The organism is Nioella sp. MMSF_3534, from assembly GCF_030732985.1.
Lineage (GTDB): Bacteria > Pseudomonadota > Alphaproteobacteria > Rhodobacterales > Rhodobacteraceae > Nioella.
This window is the reverse complement of the sequence record NZ_JASHJX010000047.1, coordinates 1-15145: the sequence shown is the minus strand read 5'-3', so window position 1 is coordinate 15145 and position 15145 is coordinate 1. Positions and strand designations below refer to the sequence as shown.

Genomic DNA, 15145 nt, shown 5'->3' with positions numbered 1-15145 from the left:
ACCTGTCATACAGGTGAATGGGGGGTCGTGGGTCGCTCCTCCAGCGACAGTCGGGGTTGCCAAACATGTCATCAGCAACAAACCCACCGGCCGAGTCCTTCCGACTTAGCCAACTTATTTACGACACCCGGTATCGGTCCATGACCATTCAGGTTGTCGCCTTCGCCCTCATCCTCGCGGCGATCTGGTTCCTGGGACGGAACATCGTTCACAATCTTGAAGAACTCGGGAAAGATTTCAATTTCAGCTTCCTGAACTCTCGCGCCGGCTACGATATCAACCAGCGCCTCATCGAATACTCGAATGACTCCACCCACGGGCGCGCCGCGCTTGTCGGTATCCTCAATACGCTTCTCGTGGCTTTCCTGGGCTGTATCCTGGCCACCATCCTCGGCGTCATCGCAGGGGTTCTGCGCCTGTCGAAGAACTGGATCGTCGGCCGCCTGATGACCGTCTATGTTGAAGGCTTCCGCAATATCCCGCTGCTTCTGTGGATCATCCTGATCTTCGCGGTCATGACCGAATCCACGCCGCAGCCGCGCGATTTCCGAGGGGAGGATGCAGAGGCGTCGATGATCCTTGGCGAAAGCGTGGCTGTCACGAACCGCGGCATCTACGTGCCCAATGTCGTCTTCACCCGCTCGCTTGGCGGCAATGAGATGACCGAGGCGGCGGACGGTGTCGAAGCGGCGGTCATTCCGACTGCCGCGGCCATCGACTGGCTGCTGGTTCTGGTCCTGCTGGTTGGCGGGGTGTTCGCATCCAAGGCCATCGGTCGTTGGGCCACAAGAACGCAGGAGGCCACGGGGGTCAGACCGCCCGCCACCTTCTGGATGCAGCTCGGCGTGATCCTCGGGCCGTTCGTTGTGGTCATGCTCGTCCTTGGGGCGACGCTGGACATCCCGGAACTGAGGGGCTTCAACTTCTCCGGCGGTATCCATATGCGGAACTCGCTGATTGCCCTGTGGTTCGCGCTGTCGCTCTATACCGGGGCCTTCATCGCCGAGATTGTGCGGGCGGGTATCATGGCCGTCAGCAAGGGCCAGACCGAGGCGGCCTTCGCCCTTGGCCTGCGTCCGAACCGGACGATGAACCTGGTGATCCTGCCGCAGGCGATGCGGGTGATCATTCCGCCGCTCATCTCGCAATATCTGAACCTGACCAAGAACAGCTCGCTCGCCATCGCTGTGGGCTACATGGATGTTCGCTCCACCCTCGGGGGGATCACGATCAACCAGACCGGCCGAGAGCTGGAGGGCATGTTGCTTCTGGGTCTGTTCTACCTTGTGACCTCGCTGGTCATCTCGGGCGTGATGAACATCTACAACAATTCCGTCAAGCTGAAGGAGCGGTGATATGGCGAATACACCTTCATTTGTCCGCACCCAGATGCTGGAACCACAGGACCCGCCACTCGGCGAAAAGGGCGTGGTGAAGTGGATCCGGGAGAACCTGTTCTCGGGTTGGCTGAACTCGATCCTGACGCTGGTGTCGATCTATGTGATCTACTGGGTCCTGGCGCATATCCTGCCCTGGGCGCTCGGCGGGATCTGGAACGCGGAATCGCTGTCGGAGTGCCGGGAAATCCGGGATGCGTCAGGCGTTGGCCATGACGTTGCCTGTTGGGCTGTGATTGGCGCGCGCTGGCACCAGCTCTTGTTCGGCTTCTACCCGTCCGAGCTGTACTGGCGGCCGATCCTGGCGCTGATCCTGTTCGGTGTCGCGATTGCTCCGGTTCTGTTCGACACGGCGCCGCGCAAGCTGCTGATCGTGACGGCCATCATGCCCTTCGCCGCCTATTGGCTGCTGTGGGGTGGCACGATCTGGGGTCCGATCGTGACGGCCCTCGGCTTCGTGATCGGTTGGGCCATCATCAAGTACGGGTCCGCAACGCTCGGTGCTTTAGGGGCAACGATCGCGGCCATCGTGGTGCCATTGCTCTACTGGCTGTTTGTAGCCGGAGCGATCAGCGGGGCGCTTGGCTCGGCTCTGCCAATCGGGATCGAGTCGGTTGCCTCTGACCGGTTTGGCGGCTTCATGCTGGCCATCGTGATCGGTGTCGCAGGCATCGTGATGTCGCTGCCGCTTGGCATCCTGCTGGCGCTTGGGCGTCAATCGGATCTGTTCATCATCAATAAATGCTCGGTCTTCTTCATCGAGATCATCCGGGGTGTTCCTCTGATCGTGTGGCTGTTCACGGCATCGCTGCTGCTGAACTACTTCCTGCCGCCGGGGACCAACTTCGATCTGATGTTGAGGGTGATCATCATGGTGACGCTCTTCTCCTCGGCCTATATCGCCGAGGTGGTCCGTGGGGGCCTCGCGGCCCTGCCGCGTGGCCAGTATGAAGGCGCGGACAGCCTTGGGTTGGACTACTGGCAATCCATGCAGCTGATCATCCTGCCGCAAGCGCTGAAGATCTCCATTCCCGGGATCGTGTCCTCGTTCATCGGCCTCTTCAAGGATACCACGCTGGTGGTGTTCATCGGCCTGCTGGACCCGATTGGCCTGTCCAACGCAATTCGCGCTGACGCGGCCTGGAACGGTATCTACTGGGAACTGTTCATCTTCATCGGCCTTTGCTTCTTCATCTTCTGTTTTCTCATGTCCCGCTACTCAATGTGGCTGGAGCGCAAGCTTCAGACCGGGCATCGCTAAGGAGACGTCCAAATGACTGACGCTCAAACTTCTACTATCCAGGACCGCGAAATCGACCGGTCCCACATGACGGTCTCTGACGAGGTCGCCATCGACATCTCGGGGATGAACAAGTGGTACGGCACCTTCCACGTGCTGCGCGACATTGATCTGACGGTGTATCGTGGCGAACGGATCGTGATCTGTGGCCCCTCGGGGTCGGGCAAATCCACCCTGATCCGCTGCATCAACGCTCTGGAAGAACACCAGCAGGGCAAGATCGTGGTGGACGGCACCGAACTGTCGAATGACCTGAAGAACATCGACAAGATCCGGTCCGAGGTTGGCATGTGCTTCCAGCACTTCAACCTGTTCCCGCACCTGACCATTCTGGAAAACTGCACGCTGGCCCCGATCTGGGTGCGCAAGACGCCCAAGAAAGAGGCCGAGGAAACGGCGATGCATTTCCTGAGAAAGGTGAAGATCCCGGAACAGGCCGACAAGTACCCCGGCCAGTTGTCCGGCGGTCAGCAGCAGCGTGTGGCAATTGCCCGTTCGCTCTGCATGCGTCCGCGCATCATGCTGTTCGACGAGCCCACCTCGGCGCTTGACCCCGAGATGATCAAGGAAGTGCTCGACACCATGATCGAGCTGGCCGAAGAAGGCATGACCATGCTCTGCGTGACCCACGAGATGGGCTTTGCGCGGCAGGTCGCCAACCGCGTGATCTTCATGGATGCTGGCCAGATCGTGGAACAGAACGAACCGGAAGAGTTCTTCACCAATCCGCAGTCGGACCGGACCAAGCTGTTCCTCAGCCAGATCCTCGGTCACTGAGCCGACCGACAGCAATCAAAGAGGCCCCCGTGGATCGCGGGGGCCTCTTTCGTTCAGGGCAGGTCATGGGGCGTGACGAAATCCAGCACCCGGCCCATCCCCCACTGCACATCCCGCCAGTCTGACTCGTCGCAATCCACCACCAGCGTGGCGCAGGTCGGGAAGTCGGCGAAGCGGGGATGATCGGGTTTGCTGAACAGCAGCCGCTCGGCGAATTCGGCCATGCCGGGGTTATGGCCAATGATCATGTGGGTCATCGCATAGGACCCGCGCGTGTAGCCCAGGAGAGTTTCGGGCGATGCGTGATAGAGCTTTTCGGCCGTGTTCACCTTGGGTTTGCCAGCAAGGGCCGGGGCGATGCCCTCCCAGGTTTCCTGCGCGCGACGGGCCGAGGAGACGGTGACCTTGTCGGGCACATAGCCGTTGTCCCGCAACCAGGCCCCGATGCGCGGACCATCACGCCGCCCACGCGCGTTTAGGGGGCGGTCATGGTCGTCCAGCAGGGGATTATCCCAGTCCGATTTCGCATGGCGGGTGAGGATCAGTGTCAGGGTCACTTGTGGAAATACCTCATGTGGTGGGCCGTTTGGGCCGGATCACGGCCAAAGCGTTGGCTGACAGGGCAGGCGCGGCGGACGAGACAACCGCCGGTCAGGCACTCAGCGCCTTCTGGACGGTCCAGATGGGCGTGGCAGGCGGGAACGTCGTAGGGCCGTGGCCCAAGCGCCCCGACCGGACAGGCGGTCAGACAGGGCTGCGCGCAGGTGGTGCAGGGGCTGTCGGCAGGGGGCGGGGGCAAGTCCAGCCTGTCGGGCAGAAGGATGGCTCCCCGGATCGAGATCATCATGCCTGCCGTGTCATGTACCAGCATGCCCACGGGCGAGGGCCATGCCCGACCCGTGCGTTCGGCCCACCGGATGAACGGGGCATAGGGTGGGCCGCCGAAGGGGAAATGCGGGGTGCCTCCGGTGTGTGTGGCCAGCATGGTGATGACGCGGGTCGACCATCGGTCAAGCCCGTCGGGCGCACCATCCAAGAACTCCGGTTCCTGTGTGACATGCGTCCAGAACCCAGGCTCCAGCGGAGATAGCAACACCATGGTGCCGGGGGCACAGCCATCGTCCTCGGTCGCGTGGAGCGCGCCGAAGATGTCGAGGAAATGCGGGGCGGCAAGCGCCTGAATCGCTGCGAGGTCCATGACCGGAACTCTGCGTCCGCGCGCGGAACTTGGCAAGTGTCAGGCGCGGATCATGCTGCCCGCACCATGGGCGGTGAACAGTTCCAGCAGGACGGCGTTGTTCACGCGCCCATCCACGATGGTACAGGCCCGCACGCCATTGCGCACCGCGTTCACGGCGGTTTCCGTCTTGGGGATCATGCCGCCCGCGATCACGCCGTCGGCGGTCATCTGTTCCACCTCGGTGGCGGACAGCTGGGTCAGCACCTCACCCGCGGCGTTCTTGACGCCCGCCACATCGGTCAGCAACAGAAGCCGGTCAGCCTTGAGCGCCGCCGCGATGGCGCCCGCCGCCGTGTCGCCGTTGATGTTGTAGGTCTCGCCCGCACGGCCCGCACCAAGGGGGGCCACGACGGGGATCATGTCGTCTTCGAAGAGGTTCAGCAGCACCGCCGGGTCGACCTCTGCCGGTTCACCGACAAAGCCCAGTTCCGGATCGGCAGGATCGCAGATCATCAGGTTCGCATCCTTGCCGGAAAGGCCCACGGCCTTGCCGCCCTGCGCGTTGATCGCCTGCACGATGCGCTTGTTGACCATGCCGGACAGCACCATCTCGACCACGTCCACCGTGGCGGCATCGGTCACCCGTTTGCCTTTGACGAACTCGGATTTCACCCCGAGCTTGGCCAGCATCTCGTTGATCATCGGGCCGCCGCCATGGACGATCACCGGGTTCATGCCGACCTGACGCAGCAGCACCATGTCACGGGCGAAATTGGCCATCGCCTCTTCGTCGCCCATGGCGTGGCCGCCGAATTTGATCACCACGATCGCATCGTTGTAGCGCTGCATATAGGGCAGGGCCTCGGACAGGGTGCGGGCGGTGGCGGCGTAGTCGCGGGTGGTCATGGTCACTTGTTTCTTCATCGGTCTGGCCCTCTGGTCATCCATTGTTAGGGCTTGGGCGTGTGACGCTCAATAGCTCAGATGATTCCGGCGATGATCGCGCGCAGGGTGGGGATGCCGACGCCCTTCTCGGACGAGGTCGCCACGATTTCCGGGTAGGCGGCGGGATGTTTGGCCAATGCGCCGCGCACCTGTTCGAGAAGGCCGGGCATATCCGCCTGTTTGATCTTGTCGGCCTTGGTCAGCACCACCTGAAAGGGCACGGCAGAGCGGTCGAGCAGGTCCATGATCTCTTCATCCACGGGTTTCACCCCATGGCGGCTGTCGATCAGCACGAAGGCGCGGCGCAGGTTGGCCCGGCCCGAGAGATAGGCCTTGAGAAGCCGCTGCCATTTCTCGACCACCTTCACAGGCGCGTTGGCGAAGCCATAGCCGGGAAGGTCGACCAGGTAGTGACTGTCGGCGATGGTGAAGAAATTGATTTCCTGCGTGCGGCCCGGCGTGTTCGAGGCGCGGGCGAGCGCCTTGCGCCCCGTCACGGCGTTAATCAGCGTCGACTTGCCCACGTTGGATCGGCCCGCGAAGCAGACCTCGATCTTGTCGCCGGGCGGCATCCCGTCCATGGCAACGACGCCCTTCAGGAACTCGGACCCGGCGGCGAACAGCAAACGGCCCTTTTCGGCCTCATCTGCCTCGGGCTTCGGGGCGAGGGGGAAGCGGATTTCCATGGTCAGATCACCTCTGCCGTGTCGCCGACGCTTATGTCACCCGAGGTCACGACCTCGCCATAGACGCAAAACTCGCGGTCGTCGTTCAGCACGCTCAGCGTATCGGCATCGCGTTTGCCGGTATCGGGGTTCGTGGTCGTCGCCATGCAGCGTACCACCGGCTCGCGGATCGCAATCTCGGCGCTGCCGATGCGGATGGTCTTGCCGATCAGGTCGAACTCCTCCCACGGGGCCCACCCCTCGACCCAGATATTGGCACGCCAGCGGCGGGTCGACAGGCTCTGCCCCAGTTTCTGCTCGACCACGCGATGCGAGGCCATGTTGCCGATACTGACAGACGGAAAATCCGTATCGGTCATGCCGCGCCCGGGCACCCGCACGACCCGCTGCGACTGTGCGCGCTTGGGGTCCATCAGCGGTTTGGTCCAGGTGATCAGCGCCTGCGGGTCATCATCGGGCCGGAAGGTCAGATCGGGCAGGTCGGGATGGGTGAGGGTGACCGTCTCGGTCGCCTCATCGAGACGCGCTTCGATCGCCATCAACCCCGGCAGCTTCGCCCCGATCGAGAAATTCTGACAGGGCGCCCAAGCGCTGCCATCGGTTTTGGCGGCGTCATGGGCGACGGCCCAAGCCCTGTCCCACGGAAAACACATACCCGCCGTGAGGCGGGCATGGGTCAGGGCTTCTCGCCCATGGCTTTTGATCGGGTGACGCCAGAGCGCCTCAACCTTGGCAGTCATCATTCGGACTTTGTCTTGCGTTGGAAGCTCTTGCGGATATTGCCGAACACGTCCGGCTTATGCCCGTGGCTGCGCATGATGATGTATTGCTGGGTGAAGGTGATCGTGTTGTTGGTGATCCAGTAGACGATCAGGCCGCTGGCAAAGCTGCCAAGCATGAACATGAAGACCCAGGGCATCCAGGCAAAGATCATCTGCTGCGTCGGGTCCGTGGGGGCCGGGTTCAGTTTCTGCTGCAACCACATTGAGATGCCCAGAAGGATGGGCAGGATGCCAATGAAGATCAGCGCAAGGATGCTGCCCGGTTCCGGTCCGGCCCAGGGGAACAGGCCAAAGAGGTTGTAGATCGTCGAGCTATCGGGCGCGGACAGGTCGTTCAGCCAGCCAAAGAACGGCGCGTGACGCAGTTCCAGCGTGACGAAGATCACCTTGTAAAGCGAGAAGAAGATCGGGATCTGCAGAAGGATCGGCAAACAGCCCGAGGCGGGGTTCACCTTGTTCTTCTTGTAAAGCTCCATCATCCCTTTCTGCATCGCCTCACGGTCGTCGCCGGCGCGTTCCTTCAGCTTCTCCATCTCTGGCTGAAGTTCCTTCATCTTCGCCATCGAGACATAGGAGCGATAGGCCAGCGGGAAGAGGATCGCCTTGATCAGCAGGGTCAGCGCGATGATGGCCAGACCCATGTTGCCGATAAGGGCGTTGAGGTAGTGCAGCAGCCAGAAGATCGGCTTGGTCAGGAAGTAGAACCAGCCCCAGTCGATGGAGTCCAGGAACCCGTCGATGCCTTCCTCGTTTTCATAGCGGCGGATGGTTTCCCATTCCTTGGCACCCGCGAAAAGGCGCGTGGTGGATTCCGCGGTTTCACCCGGGGCGACCGTCACGGCGGGCAAGCGTGCCTCGGTCTGGTAGATCTCCGATCCGGGGACATAGCGAGACACGGCGGTGAAGGGCTGGCCGGAGCCGGGAACCAGCGTGGTCATCCAGTATTTGTCGGTAAATCCGATCCAGCCGGAGTCGGTCACCTCCGTAACCTCGGCCTGAGCCCCTTCGCGCTGCACGAAATCCATGTCGGTCATGCCGTCATAGTCGAGTTCGTTCAGGGTGCCATCAGAGTTCTGGACGACGCCCTCATGCAGAATGAAGAAGTTTTGCAGGTCCTCGGGCAGGCCGTGGCGGGCGACGATGCCATAGGGGGCAAGGCGTACATCCGTATCGCCGGTGTTTTCCACCGTCTGGGTGACGGTGAACAGGTAATCCTCATCGACCGAGATCGTGCGGCGGAAGATCAGGCCATTGCCATTGTCCCACCGCAGGGTCACGGGGGTTTCGACGGTCAGCGATTGGCCCTCTTCCAGTTCCCAGGGCGTGTTCGATCCCGGCACCTGATCGTAGTCGAGCGATCCGCCCGGCGTCCAGCCGTAGAGAGCGTAATAGGCCCCGGTCTCACCCACGGGCGAGAGCAGGCGGACATTGTCCGATGTCTCGTCCAGTGTCTCGCGGTAGTTGCGCAAGAGCAGGTCGTCGAGGCGGCCGCCTGTCAGCGCGATGGAGCCATAGAGCGACGGGGTATCGATTTCGATCCGTGGGGATTCAACCAGTGCTTCCGGGGCGTCTTCGGCTGCGGTGCCATCGGCGGTTCCCGCGGCGGGCGGAATCAGAGCGACCTCGTTGCCGTTTTCATCGACAACGGTAACGGCAGCCGGATCGTTGGCGGCGGGGTCACCGGCCGGTTCTTCGGGCGGGAACATGATCGACCACAGCAGAATGACACCCATGCTGAGCGCCATTGCAAGAATGAGGTTCTTGTTCTGGTTCTGATCTTGCATGCCCGCGTATCCAGCCTTGGTTGAAGTCACGCAGGTTCAACAGACTGAGGCTGGAAAGGTCAAGCGGTTTTCCCGGTTCTTTGGGTCGTCCGCGCGGTTTGGCCCCGCATTGATGCAGTGATTTACCCTGCGCGGCGACCGATCCTTGGGGTCTTGGCGAGCCCCGCGGTATAGGTCTGGACCCAGGCGACGGTGTCTTCGAAGGGCATCGGACGGGCGATGATATAGCCCTGAAGGTGATCGCAGCCCAGTTGCGCCACGACGCTGCGTTCTCCGGGAGTTTCGACGCCTTCGGCGACGGTGGCCACATTCAGCCGCTCTGCCAGCGCGAGGATGCCCGCAACGACGGCGCGCTGTGTGGAGTCCTGATCAAGCTTGGTGACGAAGCTGCGGTCGATCTTGATGCGGTTCACGTGAAAGCGGCGAATATTGGCGATGGAGCTTTGTCCGGTTCCGAAATCGTCGAGATCGAGGTTGAACCCATGTGCACCCATCTGCTCGATATTGCGCAGGATCACGTCATCTTCGGACTGGGCGGCCACGGTTTCTAGGATCTCGACGGTCAGCCGCGCCGGGCGCAGGTCAAAGCGGTCGACCTCCCATTTCAGGCGGTCGGCCAGGGTCGGATCACGCAGTTCCTCAGCCGAGAAATTGACCGCGACAGACGGAACGGAACAGCCCGCCATATCCCATTCCTGAATGGCGCGCAGCGATTGCGCCAGGATGCATTCGCCCAATCGCCCCATACATCCGGCATCTGCCACCGCGGGCAGGAAATCGGCAGGGGTCAGAACACCCGCCTCGGGATGGTGCCACCGCGCCAGAGCCTCAAACCCGGTGACCGCGCCGGTATCGGCACTGACCTGCGGCTGGAACCAGGGCCGGATGTAGCCAGAGGCAATGGCGTCCTCCACCTCCTCCGCCAGACCGTGACGCAGTTGCGCGCTGGACTTGATCCGGTCGGAATAACCGCGCACGCCGCCGGGCCCGTGCCGACGCGCCTCGATCAGAGCGGTCAGGGCCGCGTCCAGCAGGCAGGTGGAGCCGCCGAAATCGGTCTGGGCCGGTGTCGCGAAGCCGACGGATACGGTGGGGTGCGCGGCGGCCCCGGCGATTGCAATCGGTTCCGAAAGGGCCTTTTGCAGCCGGTCCACGAGCGACATCACGATATCGAGCTTTACGGACGCGACCGGGTGCAGAGTGATCGCAAAGCGCCCTTCACCGATACAGGCCACGATATCGCCCCGGCGCACGGTGGTCAGAACCCGGTCGGCGGTGCGGCGCAGGATACGGTCGCTGGCCTCACCCCCCCACCGGGCGGCGAGGTCGGGAAAATCGTCGATCTCGACCACCAGGCAGGCGGTGGAATGGCTTTTTCGCCCCGCCTCGGCCAGGGTCGTTTCCAGCACTGCCAGAAAGCTTTCTCGCATCGGCAGGCCGGTTTTGCCATCCAGCGGCGCAGAGTCGCCTACGCCCTTACCTTGTGGGCGCATGGCCTGCAGGGCCAATAGGCCGGGCAGCAGAAAGGAGGTCGCGAAGATCACCTCGGGCGCGCCCATCCAGAAGGCCAGCAGCGCAAGCGCCGGGAAGACCGCCAGTACCTCAACCCTCGACAGGCCCCTGCGAATGTTCTGCGCAAGGGAATCCAACCGGGGAAACATTGGGACATACATGGCAGCCTCTCAACCTGGCAATTCGGTCAACGGTGCCTTCACCGCTACGCCAAACTGCCTGACAGGCTGTTAACGTCTCCGCCTCAGTCCTTCGGATTTGTCTCGACTTGTTCAGATCGCGTCAGCCCCGTGAAGTCAAAAAGCGCCGGGTCGAGCAGATGCGAGGGCCGCGCATTCATCAGGGCGGAGAACATCTTGCCCCGCCGCCCCGGACTGCGGCTTTCCCATTCATCCAGCAGTTTCTTGATCTGCTGGCGCTGCAAGCCGTCCTGCGATCCGCAAAGATCGCAGGGGATGATGGGGTAGTTCATGGCAGTCGCAAATCTCTCGCAATCGGCCTCGGCCACATGGGCCAGCGGGCGATAGACGAAGAGGTCGCCCTCGTCATTCAACAGCTTCGGCGGCATCGTCGCCAGCTTGCCGCCATGGAAGAGATTGAGGAAAAATGTTTCCAGAATATCGTCGCGGTGATGGCCCAGAACCACGGCGGAGCACCCCTCCTCACGCGCGATTCGGTAAAGATTGCCGCGCCTGAGCCGCGAACACAGCGCGCAATAGGTCCGCCCGGCGGGCACCTTGTCCATGACGATGGAATAGGTGTCCTGATACTCGATCCGGTGCTCGACCCCCATCTTGGACAGAAACTCCGGCAGCACCGTCGCGGGGAAACCCGGCTGACCCTGATCCAGATTGCAGGCCAGCAGGTCCACCGGCAGCAGCCCGCGCCATTTCAGCTCGGTCAGCGCGGCGAGCAGCGTGTAGCTGTCCTTGCCACCCGACAGGCACACAAGCCACCGCGCGCCGCGTTCGACCATGCCGTAGCGGTCGATTGCCTCGCGGGTTTCGCGGATGATCCGCTTGCGCAACTTCTTGAACTCGGTCGTGTTCGGCGCGCCGCTGAACAGAGGGTGGATATCGTCGGATTCGTCTAGCATCGGGGGCCTCCGGTTGCGGGTCCGCATCTACGCGGAATGGTCCCGGCAGGCAATGATTTTGGCATCTGGGCGATTCGGGCGCATGATGACCGGATTAGCCAGTTTTTCATTCGAGGACCGACGATGATTTACGCCATGACAACCCGCAGTTTTGTTGACGGGGCATTCACAAAGAACCCAGGTGTGACCCGCTATGTGAGGGTCGAGAAGGTCGGGGTTGGCTACGCGGTGCAGATCCTGCCGGTGGACACATGGCTGGCCGAAGTGCTGGCGGCGGCGGGCGCAAACGGGGTGCTGCTGCATGTCCACGGGTTCAACCTGGAACAGCATGAAACCTTCGCCCGGCACCAGTTGATCGCCGACGGGCTGGAGCAGCACGGGTTCGGTGGCGTGGTCGTTAGCTTTGACTGGCCGACCAACGGCGCGGTGTTCGACTACCGCGAGGATCGGGCCGACGCCCACACGGTTGCACCGCAACTGGTGCTGGATGGCATCGCGGTTCTGCGCAAGGCGGCGCCGGGGATCAAGCTCGACATTATGGCCCATTCCATGGGGTCACTGGTCACGCGCCACGCCTTTCATCGTGTGGTGGAGATGGGCAAAGCCGGGGCGGTCGATATCTCGGTCGGGCAGGTTCTCTTGGTCGCCGCAGACATTGCGGCGAAGTCGATGAAGACCGGCGCAAAGAAATCTGCCGCGCTTTACGCGTATGCGGGCCGGATCACCAACTACTACAGCCGCGCGGATGAGGTGTTGAGTCTGTCCCAGTGGTACAGGCTGTTTCAGGCGCAGAGGCTGGGGTTCGAGGGGATGCCGGACAGCGTGCCGCCCGGCCATGCGGATGTGTATGTGCAGCACTATTACAACGCGCATAAGCATGAATGGCCGAACACGTCCTCGATCTCTCATAACTGGCACTTCCTGGATGCGCAGTTCTATCGTGACGCCACCCTTGTGCTGGCCGGGCATCCTGCCGCCACCATGCCGACGCGCGCGCCGACGAACGAGGGCAATCAGGCGCTGATCGGCTGAGGGTTGGGGCCCGGACGGACCGGACCCCAAATGGATCACCATCTGAGCTGTGTCGCGGATGGGGGAGGGTGGTAAGGCGCCATCCCTATGTCGCGCCGCATGTGATTGTTGAGCACTATCAGCCCGTTCGCGGGCCGCGCCTTGCGCCTCAGCGCCTGCCTGGCGGCGGCCTTCAGCACGCGCCACGCGCCCGCATCTGCGATCATTTCGGCCAGCAAGGCCTGGATTTCAGCCGCCGAAAGACGGTTTTCGAGTCTGGTCATGATATGTCCCCCTGATGAAACAGGGGCCTCTGGATTGGGTTGGAGATGGACCAAGGGGCAGGCAGATGCCCCCATGGCAGATCGGTCAGGTCATGTTGGAAAGCTGGCCCCTAGGGGGCCGAAGGGTGCGGCCTTGCGGCCTATGCCCCTGCCATGCAGGTGCCGGACCGGGAATCGAGTTCGCCCAGGCGTCGTGTGAACAGCAAAATCATATGACGCCCTCCCTTAGCTTGGTCGGTGGAACTCGATGTAGGGCAGGTAGCATGGGGGGGACGCGTCGCGCTATGCCGGAAAATCGGACAATCGGCGGTTGTTACCGATCGGCCACGTCCTGCCCGTCCTCGTGACTGTGATCATGCCCGCAGCCGGGAACCGGGTCATAGCCATCTGAACCCCACGGATGGCAGCGGCCAATCCGCTTGGCGGCGAGCCATGAGCCCTTGATCGCCCCATGCTTCTGCAGGGCCTCCAACGCGTAGGCGGAACAGGTGGGCTGGTAGCGGCAGTTGAACCCCACCCATGGGCTGAAGATCAGCCTGTAGGCCCGGACGGGAAGGGCGACGAGATGGGCCAGCGGGGTCACTTGTGGATCTTCCTCAGAGCGCGCTGGAGGTCATTCAGCATATCCTCCATCGGACGCGCGGCGGTGTCATTGGCTTTGCCAATCAACACGTAATCCCAGCCGGGTCGCCCTTCAAGCGGCAGGATGGCGCGGGCGATTTCGCGCAGGCGGCGTTTGGCACGGTTGCGGGCAACGGCGTTGCCGACCTTCTTGGAACAGGTGAAACCCACACGGACCAGATCGGGCGCTACGCCTTCATCCTCTCGCCGCCGCCTTGCCTGCAACAAAAAGGCGGGCGCCGGGGCGCGGGCCGCGCGAGCAGCACGCAGGAAATCGGGGCGTTTGGTCAGGGTCTCGACAATCGGCAAGGGCGGTCCCTCAAACACGAAAAGCCCCCGGGGCCGTGGGGCCGAAGGGGGCTCATCAACCGGGCGCAAAGACCCGGCCCTGCATTACGCGATTATGCGCTGAGCGACTTCCGGCCGCGGGCGCGGCGGGCGTTCAGGATCTTGCGGCCGGCTTTGGTGGCCATGCGGGCGCGAAAGCCGTGGCGACGCTTGCGGACCAGGTTCGACGGCTGGTAGGTGCGTTTCATCTGTCTCGTTTCCTTGTCATCAAGGCCGGATGCGGGCGAGGCCCACGCATCGACAGCCGGAGAATCCGTATGAGGCCCGGGCAATAGGCCCTCATGACCGCCATGTCAACAAGCCCGAAGCCCTGAATTCCCGGTTTGAAACATCTCGGGCGCAGATTCCTTCAGGCGGCCCCCGATCATGACATATTTCCACGGTTTCCGTCACGTGTGATCAACGCCGCGTGAGGGGGCTGTTGCTGCGCCGGGCTTGCACGCATGTTGTGGTCAACGCAAGCGATTGGACAGGGTATGAGCCAAGTCACCACGGAACCCGGATCGAAGGCCAGCCGCCTTCTGCCCATTCTTATCCTGATCCTCGGATTCGGGGCGGGGGTCTTTTTCTTTCGCGACTACCTGAGTTTCGAGGCCCTGCGCGACAACCGAGAGGCGCTGCTGGCCTTCCGCGATTCGCATTATGTCGCGATGGTGGCGGCCTATATGGTGATCTATGTGCTGATCGTGGCCTTTTCCCTGCCCGGCGCGACCATCGCCACGCTGACCGGTGGGTTTCTGTTCGGCCTCTTCCCCGGCGTCTTCTTTGTGCTTTTGTCCGCGACCATCGGTGCGACGATCATATTTCTGGCCGCACGGTTTGGTTTCGGCAGCACCTTGTCGGCGCGGATGGATGCGTCGTCGGGCCTCGTTCGGCGGATCAGCGAGGGCATTCATGAAAACGAACTCTCAATGCTGTTCCTGATCCGGCTGGTCCCTGTGGTGCCCTTCTTCGTCGCCAATCTGCTGCCTGCGTTGGTCGGCGTCAGCCTGCATCGCTATGTCTTCACCACGTTCTTCGGGATCATGCCGGGCACGGCGGTCTATACCTGGGTGGGCGCCGGATTGGGCGAGGTCTTCGCCCGCGGTGAAACCCCGAACCTGTCGATCATCTTCGAGCCCGCCATTCTGGGCCCCATTCTGGGCCTTTGTGCGCTGGCAGCGCTCCCGATTCTTATCAAGGCCCTGCGCGGCCAGAAAGGGCTCTGACCCATGAACCGGATCAAGACCGATATCTGCGTGATCGGGGCGGGCAGCGGCGGGCTGTCGGTGGCGGCGGGCGCTGTTCAGATGGGCGCTGATGTGGTGCTGCTGGAAGGTCACAAGATGGGCGGCGATTGCCTGAATTATGGCTGCGTGCCCTCCAAGGCGCTGCTGGCGGTGGGTCACAAGGCCCACGCCATGGGGCAGGGGGGCTTTGGCG

At 62.5% G+C, this 15145-nt stretch carries 18 protein-coding genes; 6 read left to right on the top strand and 12 right to left on the bottom strand.

What is annotated here, in order from left to right; genetic code table 11:
• Positions 1 to 65: 65 nt before the first annotated feature.
• The 3 genes from RBB16_RS17075 to RBB16_RS17065 are packed head-to-tail and all read left to right on the top strand — an operon-like array spanning position 66 to position 3474.
• A complete protein-coding gene (locus RBB16_RS17075; RefSeq protein ID WP_306047300.1) occupies positions 66 to 1355 on the top strand; it encodes an amino acid ABC transporter permease in 1290 nt (429 codons plus the stop codon).
• A gap of 1 nt (position 1356) precedes the next feature.
• A complete protein-coding gene (locus RBB16_RS17070; RefSeq protein WP_306047299.1) occupies positions 1357 to 2658 on the top strand; it encodes an amino acid ABC transporter permease in 1302 nt (433 codons plus the stop codon).
• 12 nt (positions 2659 to 2670) lie between these two features.
• Positions 2671 to 3474 (top strand): amino acid ABC transporter ATP-binding protein, encoded by an 804-nt coding sequence (locus RBB16_RS17065; protein WP_306047298.1) that lies wholly within the window; start codon positions 2671 to 2673, stop codon positions 3472 to 3474.
• 53 nt (positions 3475 to 3527) lie between these two features.
• On the opposite strand, the gene RBB16_RS17060 is transcribed toward RBB16_RS17065, so the two are convergent.
• The 8 genes from RBB16_RS17060 to ttcA form a co-directional block, all read right to left on the bottom strand.
• Complete coding sequence (locus RBB16_RS17060; protein ID WP_306047297.1) at positions 3528 to 4031, bottom strand: histidine phosphatase family protein; 504 nt, start codon at positions 4029 to 4031, stop codon at positions 3528 to 3530.
• Positions 4028 to 4672, bottom strand: coding sequence for a ferredoxin (locus RBB16_RS17055; RefSeq protein ID WP_306047296.1), 645 nt, complete (start codon positions 4670 to 4672; stop codon positions 4028 to 4030). Before RBB16_RS17055 ends, RBB16_RS17060 begins: the two co-directional genes overlap by 4 nt.
• Before the next feature lie 39 nt (positions 4673 to 4711).
• On the bottom strand, positions 4712 to 5578 hold the full coding sequence (argB, locus tag RBB16_RS17050) for an acetylglutamate kinase (RefSeq protein WP_306047295.1): 867 nt from the start codon (positions 5576 to 5578) through the stop codon (positions 4712 to 4714).
• Positions 5579 to 5634: 56 nt separating this feature from the next.
• The gene (gene yihA / locus RBB16_RS17045) at positions 5635 to 6285 is read right to left on the bottom strand and encodes a ribosome biogenesis GTP-binding protein YihA/YsxC (RefSeq protein WP_306047294.1); all 651 of its coding nucleotides are present in this window, start codon (positions 6283 to 6285) and stop codon (positions 5635 to 5637) included.
• A gap of 2 nt (positions 6286 to 6287) precedes the next feature.
• Entirely contained in the window at positions 6288 to 7025 is a 738-nt protein-coding gene (locus RBB16_RS17040) for an MOSC domain-containing protein (protein ID WP_306047313.1), read from the bottom strand.
• The gene (gene yidC, locus RBB16_RS17035) at positions 7025 to 8851 is read right to left on the bottom strand and encodes a membrane protein insertase YidC (RefSeq protein ID WP_306047293.1); all 1827 of its coding nucleotides are present in this window, start codon (positions 8849 to 8851) and stop codon (positions 7025 to 7027) included. Before yidC ends, RBB16_RS17040 begins: the two co-directional genes overlap by 1 nt.
• Before the next feature lie 122 nt (positions 8852 to 8973).
• Entirely contained in the window at positions 8974 to 10524 is a 1551-nt protein-coding gene (locus RBB16_RS17030; protein ID WP_306047292.1) for a bifunctional diguanylate cyclase/phosphodiesterase, read from the bottom strand.
• 83 nt (positions 10525 to 10607) lie between these two features.
• Complete coding sequence (gene ttcA / locus RBB16_RS17025; protein WP_306047291.1) at positions 10608 to 11459, bottom strand: tRNA 2-thiocytidine(32) synthetase TtcA; 852 nt, start codon at positions 11457 to 11459, stop codon at positions 10608 to 10610.
• 183 nt (positions 11460 to 11642) lie between these two features.
• On the opposite strand from ttcA, the gene RBB16_RS17020 reads away from it, so the two are divergent.
• Positions 11643 to 12491 (top strand): alpha/beta hydrolase, encoded by an 849-nt coding sequence (locus RBB16_RS17020; RefSeq protein WP_306047290.1) that lies wholly within the window; start codon positions 11643 to 11645, stop codon positions 12489 to 12491.
• A gap of 35 nt (positions 12492 to 12526) precedes the next feature.
• On the opposite strand, the gene RBB16_RS17015 is transcribed toward RBB16_RS17020, so the two are convergent.
• The 4 genes from RBB16_RS17015 to rpmH all read right to left on the bottom strand — a co-directional run bounded on the left by RBB16_RS17015 (position 12527) and on the right by rpmH (position 13911).
• Complete coding sequence (locus RBB16_RS17015) at positions 12527 to 12754, bottom strand: hypothetical protein (protein WP_306047289.1); 228 nt, start codon at positions 12752 to 12754, stop codon at positions 12527 to 12529.
• A 313-nt stretch (positions 12755 to 13067) separates the two neighbouring features.
• Positions 13068 to 13337, bottom strand: a complete 270-nt coding sequence (gene yidD / locus RBB16_RS17010) for a membrane protein insertion efficiency factor YidD (protein WP_306047288.1) — start codon at positions 13335 to 13337, stop codon at positions 13068 to 13070.
• Positions 13334 to 13702, bottom strand: coding sequence for a ribonuclease P protein component (rnpA, locus tag RBB16_RS17005; protein WP_371931262.1), 369 nt, complete (start codon positions 13700 to 13702; stop codon positions 13334 to 13336). The genes yidD and rnpA overlap by 4 nt, the downstream gene beginning before the upstream one ends.
• Before the next feature lie 74 nt (positions 13703 to 13776).
• Positions 13777 to 13911 (bottom strand): 50S ribosomal protein L34, encoded by a 135-nt coding sequence (gene rpmH, locus RBB16_RS17000; protein ID WP_005980833.1) that lies wholly within the window; start codon positions 13909 to 13911, stop codon positions 13777 to 13779.
• A 288-nt stretch (positions 13912 to 14199) separates the two neighbouring features.
• On the opposite strand from rpmH, the gene RBB16_RS16995 reads away from it, so the two are divergent.
• Together RBB16_RS16995 and RBB16_RS16990 are read left to right on the top strand one after the other, a co-directional pair.
• Entirely contained in the window at positions 14200 to 14931 is a 732-nt protein-coding gene (locus tag RBB16_RS16995; RefSeq protein WP_306047287.1) for a TVP38/TMEM64 family protein, read from the top strand.
• A 3-nt stretch (positions 14932 to 14934) separates the two neighbouring features.
• The coding region (locus tag RBB16_RS16990) for an FAD-dependent oxidoreductase (RefSeq protein ID WP_306047286.1) at positions 14935 to 15145 on the top strand (211 nt) is incomplete at its 3' end.